General features: G+C 70.4%; 9 protein-coding genes. 5 read left to right on the top strand and 4 right to left on the bottom strand.

Annotated elements, in window-relative coordinates:
- From AOK15_RS34435 to AOK15_RS34425, 3 genes are all read left to right on the top strand, one after another.
- Positions 1 to 520: hypothetical protein (locus AOK15_RS34435; RefSeq protein WP_055522239.1), on the top strand; the 520-nt coding region annotated here is incomplete at its 5' end.
- Positions 521 to 535: 15 nt separating this feature from the next.
- Positions 536 to 1129: a hypothetical protein gene (locus AOK15_RS34430; protein WP_055522237.1), complete on the top strand. Its 594-nt coding sequence runs from the start codon at positions 536 to 538 to the stop codon at positions 1127 to 1129.
- A gap of 2 nt (positions 1130 to 1131) precedes the next feature.
- Positions 1132 to 1767: an OmpA family protein gene (locus tag AOK15_RS34425; protein WP_205632279.1), complete on the top strand. Its 636-nt coding sequence runs from the start codon at positions 1132 to 1134 to the stop codon at positions 1765 to 1767.
- Positions 1768 to 1801: 34 nt separating this feature from the next.
- Here AOK15_RS34425 and AOK15_RS34420 read toward each other — a convergent pair whose 3' ends face one another.
- Complete coding sequence (locus AOK15_RS34420; protein ID WP_055522235.1) at positions 1802 to 2038, bottom strand: PIN domain-containing protein; 237 nt, start codon at positions 2036 to 2038, stop codon at positions 1802 to 1804.
- Positions 2039 to 2057: 19 nt separating this feature from the next.
- The gene (locus AOK15_RS34415) at positions 2058 to 2345 is read right to left on the bottom strand and encodes a winged helix-turn-helix domain-containing protein (RefSeq protein ID WP_055522234.1); all 288 of its coding nucleotides are present in this window, start codon (positions 2343 to 2345) and stop codon (positions 2058 to 2060) included.
- Between the two features lie 467 nt (positions 2346 to 2812).
- Between AOK15_RS34415 and AOK15_RS45330 the strand changes: the two genes are divergently transcribed.
- Positions 2813 to 3007: a hypothetical protein gene (locus tag AOK15_RS45330; protein ID WP_157870458.1), complete on the top strand. Its 195-nt coding sequence runs from the start codon at positions 2813 to 2815 to the stop codon at positions 3005 to 3007.
- Between the two features lie 77 nt (positions 3008 to 3084).
- Here the strand turns inward: AOK15_RS45330 and AOK15_RS34410 are convergent, their stop codons facing one another.
- A complete protein-coding gene (locus AOK15_RS34410) occupies positions 3085 to 5388 on the bottom strand; it encodes an ABC transporter permease (protein WP_055522233.1) in 2304 nt (767 codons plus the stop codon).
- Positions 5385 to 6098: an ABC transporter ATP-binding protein gene (locus tag AOK15_RS34405; RefSeq protein WP_055522232.1), complete on the bottom strand. Its 714-nt coding sequence runs from the start codon at positions 6096 to 6098 to the stop codon at positions 5385 to 5387. Before AOK15_RS34405 ends, AOK15_RS34410 begins: the two co-directional genes overlap by 4 nt.
- A 153-nt stretch (positions 6099 to 6251) precedes the next feature.
- Between AOK15_RS34405 and AOK15_RS34400 the strand changes: the two genes are divergently transcribed.
- The coding region (locus AOK15_RS34400) for a sensor histidine kinase (RefSeq protein ID WP_240508727.1) at positions 6252 to 6929 on the top strand (678 nt) is incomplete at its 3' end.

Raw genomic sequence — 6929 nt, 5'->3', positions numbered from 1 at the left:
CGCCAACGCAGCAGCGTCCGCAGCTGATTGCGCACCACCACGGGCGGACGCTGCTGCGTTGGCGGCCTCGCAGGAGGCAAGGGACGAACTGCTGCTGGATCTTGAGGCAGCCATCGCCGCGGGCGACGACAACTGGCTCGACTGGTTGGATCTGCCGGCAGGTGGACTTCCCACTGACGGGGCTACCGCTGCCGCAGCGGAACTGGCTGCCCAGAACCGTTCCACCCTGCAAGGTGACGCCCAGCTCACCGAGGTGGCAGGCGATCCGGGCTTTCGGGTCGTCGTCGAGACCAACTACAGCGTCGGCGAGTCGGTCATCCCAGGTACCGAAACCCTGAGGGCCACAGCCCAAGCAGTCGCTGTGATCCAGCCGCGCTGCGACTTCGACCTGGACGCTGATCCCACGAAGCTCGTGACGTTGGTCTGCGACGGCGAGCCCGTCGACATCGACCCCGAAAAATTCGATCCGGACGACCTTCCCGACGCGTCCGTGATGTTCTCTGTGCGTCTGGCCGAGTGAGAGGAAGTCGTGTCCATGAAGTTCCGGTACACCACAAGGGGCCGTGCGGCTCTGACCGCGGTGACGATCGCCACCGGGCTGGTCCTCACGGTGGCCGGCTGCGGCGGGGGAGAGGACGACGGCAAGTCGTCGGACGCGGCGACCAGCTCGGCGCCTACTCGTGACAAGGGAGACGACAAGAAGAAGCCGTCGTCACCTGACGTCGCGTCGGCCCTGGCCGAGGTGAAGAGCGGGGACATCGCCCTCTCTGTGACGTCAGCCGACCGCGACCAGGGTGGCTACGTCACGATCAGCGGAACTGTCACCAATAGCGGCGGAAACTTCTGGCCTGCGGCCGACTGGCGGGGCGACGAGCGCGAACTCAACAAGAACGGCGCCTCCTTGGCAGGCGCGTCACTGGTGGACGGCCAGGGGAAGAAGAAGTACCTCGTGCTCCGGGACACCCAAGGCCGCTGTCTATGCACCAAGTTCACGGGCGGCGGTGTCGAAGCCGGTGCGACCACGGCCTGGTATGCCCAATTCCCCGCACCCCCCGAAGGCACCACCTCCGTGGACTTCCAAGTCGGCTCCATGCCCCCCGCCACCATCGAGCTCTCCGAGGGCGAGTGACCATGGCCGCTCTCACCCCACGGGTCACCGCCGCCCTCGCGGTCGTGGTCGCGCTCGCCCTCGCCACCCCGGTGGCCCACGCCGACGACGACCCCAGCGAACCCCCGGGCACGGTCACCACCTCCCCACCCCCGGAGGTGGACGCGAACAGTCCTGGCCTGAAGCTGGCCGCGGGGGCGACGCTCGCGCCCGCCAAGGTGCTGGACATCAAGTCGGTCGTGGAGGACCTCGGCGGCGAGGAGCGCCGCGAGGACACCAACGAGAACGTGACGTTCGCGCTCCAGGCGGAGGTCCTCTTCCCGAAGGACAGCGCGAAGCTGAACCCGCAGGCCCGCTCCCGCATCGAGGCGATCGCAGCGGAGATCAAGGCGCAGAGCGCCACCAAGGTCCGCGTGTTCGGCTTCACCGACGACCTCGGCTCGTACGCCCACGGCCTGAGCCTCTCCAAGAAGCGCGCCGAGGCCGTCCACGACATCCTGGCCGGCGACCTCGACGGCGACGTCACCTTCGAGGTGCGCGGCTACAGCGAGGACTACCCCATCGCCGACAACTCCTCGGAGGAGGGCCGCAAGAAGAACCGCCGCGTGGAGGTCTCCTTCCCGAGGACCGCGTCGGGAACCGGCGACGAACAGAGCTGACCAGCGATCGGCTGGGCCCAGACGGCACAGTCGCTCAGACACCCACGACGCGGACCCTGTCGCCACACAGCTTGTTCATGTCGTCCGCGTCCGATGTGACGATGATGCGGGGCCCGGCGTAGCCCAGAGCCGTGGCGGCGACGACGGAGTCGATCGCGTACTTGTGCCCGTGCAGGTTCGCGTTCCGGAGCAGGTCGATGGCACGCCAGGTGATCGCGTCGCTGACAGGCAACACCTCCAGGCGGGACGTGTGCCGGCGGAGGCGGTCCATGGGGAATCGCGATGAGGGCCTACTGCTCCGGAGTCGAGCCGGCCTCGGGCTCCGGCGGATACGCGACGAAAGTGCCCTTCGCGGGAAGCGTGACGACGAGACCGCGTTCGCGCAGCTCGCGGGTGGCCCGGCGGGCGGTCAGATGCGCGACTCCGTACTGCGCGGCGAGATCACGTTCCCCGGGCAGGCGGGCACCGGGCCGCAGTTCACCCTTGCTGATGCGCTCAGCGATGTGATCGGCCATCTGCATGTACACGTACGCGATCTTGCTCGGGTCGATCGGCGACTCGTCAGAGGCGGGCGTCATCCCAACAACGTACGACAGCGTTCAGCTGTGCGAATCTATGGAGCACAGCTAACCGCTATACACCACCCAGTACTACCCTGTAGCGTAATAATCGCCGAAGAACCCCGGCGGCCTGGCCCGGCCCCGGGGCATGGTCAACGCTGAGAAAGAGCGCCGACAATGCTGGAGCTTACTGTCCGGGCACTCGCCTGGATGCTGTGTATCTGTATGCCGGACTCGCGTGGTCGCCACCGCGCGGGAACCCCCGTCCCGCCACCTGCCCCCGTGGCCCGGACAATCCCTCGCCCCCGCCCGCACCCCGAACCGCCAACGCCCGCCTACACCCTGGACGAACGCGTCCGCCGCCGCGCGACCCGTGGTCTGCGCGAACGGCGCCGCGCCCTCTACCTGGCGAGTCTCGGCCTCGACACGGAATCGCCCCTGTCCCGTGAAGTCCGTGTCCCCGGTGCCCTCGCGGGGGCCACCCGATGACCGACACCGGACAACGCCCACCGCGCCGCCTCCCGATCCGTATGTGCGCCCGCTGCCAACGCTTCACGAAGAACCCGGTCCTGGTCCACGAGCACCACGGGGCCACGGGCCCCGGCTTCAACGTCTACGCATGCCAGGAATGCGCCCCCCACTACCCGCCCCCGACGGACGAACTGAGCGCGTTGCGCTGACGTCCCCCCGACCACGTCCCGCGCCGGGAGTCGCCCCCTACTGGACGGCTCCCGGCGGAGGCGGCGCTCACCGGGCGCTACTCGTTGTGCAGCACCTTGGCGATCGTGAGCCGTGCCGCCGACCTCGCCGGGATCAGCGCGCCGAGCGCGGCGATCGTGACGCCCGCCAGCATCAGCGCGGCCAGTTGGGGCAGGTGCCAGACCTGTTTCGTGAACTCCGGGAACACGATCACGCCGACGTGGTCCACGACGAGCCGGTGCGCGACGATGCCCAACGGGATTCCCAGCAGCCCGCCGACCACGCCGAGGGCCGCGACGGACGACATCGTCATCGTCATGACCTGGCGGGGGGTCATTCCGATCGACTTGAGCATGCCCAGGTCGCGCCGCCGTTCCCGGATGTCGAGCAGGACGGTGTTGAAGACGCCGAGCGAGGCGACGACGGTCAGCAGCACGGTGAACACCGACGAGAAACCGACCACGGTCGTGGCGACGGTGTTGTCGGGACGCAGCACCGAGGGGCGGAGAGCCGGGTCGGCGGCCCTGACCGCGTCGACGTACTTCCGGACGTCGGCGCCCTGGGTGAGCCGGACCGTGTACTCGGCGGCCTGGAACGAGGAGTCGAGGCGCCGCAGGGTCTGCCAGTTGGAGTCCAGCGCCTTGGCGTTGCCGTCCGAGAGCCGGCCCACGATCGTCACGGGGGTCTGCCTGCCGTTCAAGAGAACGGTGATCCGGTCGCCCACGGACAGCCCGTGCTGGTCGAGGAACGCCGGCCCGGCCGCGGCCTGTCCGGCACGGTCGGGCCAGTGCCCGTCGACGACATGAGGGGCGAGGTCCCGGGTGTCCCCCCGGTAGAAGTTGGCGTACACGGGTTCCGTGTGTCCGGCGAGGCTCACCCTGGTGAGCCCGCGGACGGTCACCCGGTCCGCGCCGGGCAGGGAGCGCAGCCGCTGCTCGGTCTGCCGGTCGGACAGGCGTCGGGCGGTGTCGCCCCCGACGGTGGAACCCCCCGCCGCCTCCACGCGCACCCGGGTGGCCCCGTCGTCGTCGACGAAGGCGAGCAGGGTGCTGGTCAGACCGGTCGTCAGGGTGACGGTGGTGACGCCGAGGACGATGGCCGCCATGGTCAGCAGCGAGCGGCCCGGCCGGGCGAACGGCCGGCCCAGGCCCAGGCTGACGGCGCGGGGCAGGCGCGTTCCGCCGAGCCGGCGCTGGACGCGCAGCCCTCGTCCGGTCCGCGGCGAACTTCCCGCGGTGATCGCCTGGGCGGCAGGAAGCCGGTGGGCGCGTACGGAGGGGATCAGGGCGGTGACGACGACGAGGGCCGGCATCCCCGCCAGGCTCAGCACGGACGGCCACCAGCTGGTGCCGATCTCCGCGCCGCCCGTGTCGATGCCGGCGAAGGCCACCCGCAGGATGGGTCCCGTCGCCGCGTTCCCGATGAGGGTGCCGAGGACGCAGCCGATGACCGCGGGGACGGAGACCATCGTCAGATAGACCGCCATCACCTGGTTCGGGGTGAAGCCCAGTGCCTTGAGCACACCGATGTGCCGATGCCCGGAGACCACCGCCCCGCTGACCACATTCCCCACGATCAGCACGGAGATGAGGAGGCCGAGGACGCCGAACAGCGTCATGAACGGCACATAGGCGTCCGCCTGCGCGGCGAAGGCCCGCTTGAGGGCGAGGTAGGTCTGCGCGGTCACCAGTGAGTCGGCGGGCAGTCGGGCGGTGGCCGTGCTGAGGCCGGCCCGCAGCTCCCGTTCGGTCGCGGCGTCCGAGAAGCGGTACAGCATCTGGCGGGTGGCCGGGCGCAGCCGCTCCATCTGCTCGGGTGAGACCCAGCCTCCGGCGGTCTTGCTCATGCTGGTGGCGAAGCCGACGACGGTGAGGGCCGGACCTCCACGGGGCCTGAGTTCGGTGCCGAGCGTGTCCCGGCCGGGTGTGCCGGCGATGGGCCAGTTGATGACGATCTCACCGGGAGCGGTGGCCCACCGGCCCTCCAGGAGGTGGATGCGGTCGACCGGTCCGTCCGGTTCGGCCCGGCCCACGACGGAGAGGGATCCGGCCGGCATCCACAGCCAGTCCTCGGGCATTTCGAGAACGGCCTGCCCGAAGGGCCCGGCCGCGGCCTCGACCCCCGGTCGGCGGGCCGTGGCCGCGAGCCGCGCGGACGACACCTTCGACGCGTCGAACGTCGCCACCGTGTGGGCCCCGCGCTGCTGCGCGAACGCGTTGTCGAAGGGGGCCGACGCCGCGGCGAGGAGCCCCAGCCCGAGCAGGATCGTCGTGGTGGAGCACAGGACCACGAGCCCGATGACGAACGTCTGGAGCCTGCGGCGTTTCACGGCCGCCCGCGAGGCCCTCCACACGGCGCTCATACGGCGGCCTCCACAGCGCTCTCGCGGGCCACCCGGCCGTCGGCGACCTCGATCAGCCTGCTGGCGCAGCGTGTGGCCAGGTGCGGGTCGTGCGTGACGATCAGCAGTGTCTGACCGATCTGGTTGAGGTCGATCAGCAGGTCCATGACCTGCTCGCCCGAGCGGCTGTCCAGCGCGCCCGTCGGTTCGTCGGCCAGCAGCAGGGCCGGACGGTTCATCAGCGCCCGTGCCACGGCGACACGTTGACGCTCACCTCCGCTCAAGGCGGCCGGGTAGGTGTCCTTGCGGTCGGCGACGCCGAGTTCGTCGAGGAGTTCCAGCGCGCGGCGGCGTGCCTGCCGGGCGGACGTGCCGATCAACTGGGCTGCCAGCGCGACGTTGTCCAGCGCGGGCAGGTCGTCGATCAGATTGAAGAACTGGAAGATCATGCCGATGTGCCGCCGCCGGAACAGTGCCAGCCCGGTTTCGTTCAGCGCTCCCAGGTCCTGGCCGTGTACCTGAACGGTTCCCGACGTCGGGCGGTCCAGGCCCGCGACCATGTTGAGCAACGTGGACTTGCCGCAGCCCGACGGTCCCATCACCGCCACCGCCTCCCCGGCGCGGATCTCCAGGCGGACGCCGTCCAGGGCCGTCGCGTCGCCGTACTCCTTGCGGACGTCGTCCAGCCGCACGACGGTTCGGGAGGGGTGGTTGTCCGGAACAGTTGTCATGGCACGAACCTAGAAGCGCCGGGGCAGGCATGACGTCCCTCGCCGGATGTAACCGGTCGCGCGGGTCATCCTGGGGATGTAGGGAGGTGGATCCGCAGCATGAGGCGGCGGGCGGGCCGGGCTGCCAAGCTTGTGCGGGTGGGGAGTTCGGTGTTGATCTGGCTGGTCGCGATCTCGGCGGCGGCGTGCGCCGCGCTCGTCGTCCTGAGCGTGGCGCTCGTGCGGGCCCGGCGGCGGCATCGCGTGGCCGTCGAGGAGGGCGGCTGGTTGCTGGAGCGGGAACGCGAGAGCGTCGCGCGGACCGCCGTCGACGCCGAGCGGGCCAGGATCGCGGCCGAACTCCACGACATCGTCAGCCACAACGTGAGCCTCATGGTGGTGCAGGCCGGGGCCGCCCGCGAGGTGCTGGCCACCCTGCCCGGCGAGGCCGAGGCCGCGCTGAGCGCGGTGGAGAGCGCCGGGCGGACCGCGATGACCGAGCTGAGGCATCTGCTCGGCCTGCTCGCCCCCGCTCAGAACGGGGACGACGAACCGTACGGCGGGGACCTGGCTCCCCAGCCGAGCCTGAGCCGGCTCAGCCCGTTGATCGACCGGATCGCCTTCGCCGGACTGCCCGTCGAGGTACGGATCTCCGGCGATCCCCGCCCCCTGCCGAGCGGGATCGACGTCACCGCCTACCGGATCATCCAGGAGGCACTGACCAACGCCCTCAAGCACGGCCACGGAGCGAAGGCCGAGGTGACGGTGCGGTACGCGGAGCAATGGCTGCGCGTCGAAGTCCTGAACAGCGGCCCGAGTGTCCTGTCGGGTGACGCCCCCGTCCCCCCTGCC

It is taken from the genome of Streptomyces ossamyceticus, from assembly GCF_001418475.1.
GTDB lineage: Bacteria > Actinomycetota > Actinomycetes > Streptomycetales > Streptomycetaceae > Streptomyces > Streptomyces ossamyceticus.
Note: the sequence above shows the minus strand (reverse complement) of the source record. Positions and strands in the feature narration are given on the sequence as shown.

What these genes read in the sequence shown, in the direction of transcription:
- AOK15_RS34430 (WP_055522237.1), top strand. Translation starts at nt 536, where the DNA reads ATGAAGTTCCGGTACACCACAAGGGGCCGTGCGGCTCTGACCGCGGTG.
- AOK15_RS34425 (WP_205632279.1), top strand. Translation starts at nt 1,132, where the DNA reads ATGGCCGCTCTCACCCCACGGGTCACCGCCGCCCTCGCGGTCGTGGTC.
- AOK15_RS34420 (WP_055522235.1), bottom strand. Translation starts at nt 2,038, where the DNA reads ATGGACCGCCTCCGCCGGCACACGTCCCGCCTGGAGGTGTTGCCTGTC.
- AOK15_RS34415 (WP_055522234.1), bottom strand. Translation starts at nt 2,345, where the DNA reads ATGACGCCCGCCTCTGACGAGTCGCCGATCGACCCGAGCAAGATCGCG.
- AOK15_RS45330 (WP_157870458.1), top strand. Translation starts at nt 2,813, where the DNA reads ATGACCGACACCGGACAACGCCCACCGCGCCGCCTCCCGATCCGTATG.
- AOK15_RS34410 (WP_055522233.1), bottom strand. Translation starts at nt 5,388, where the DNA reads ATGAGCGCCGTGTGGAGGGCCTCGCGGGCGGCCGTGAAACGCCGCAGG.
- AOK15_RS34405 (WP_055522232.1), bottom strand. Translation starts at nt 6,098, where the DNA reads ATGACAACTGTTCCGGACAACCACCCCTCCCGAACCGTCGTGCGGCTG.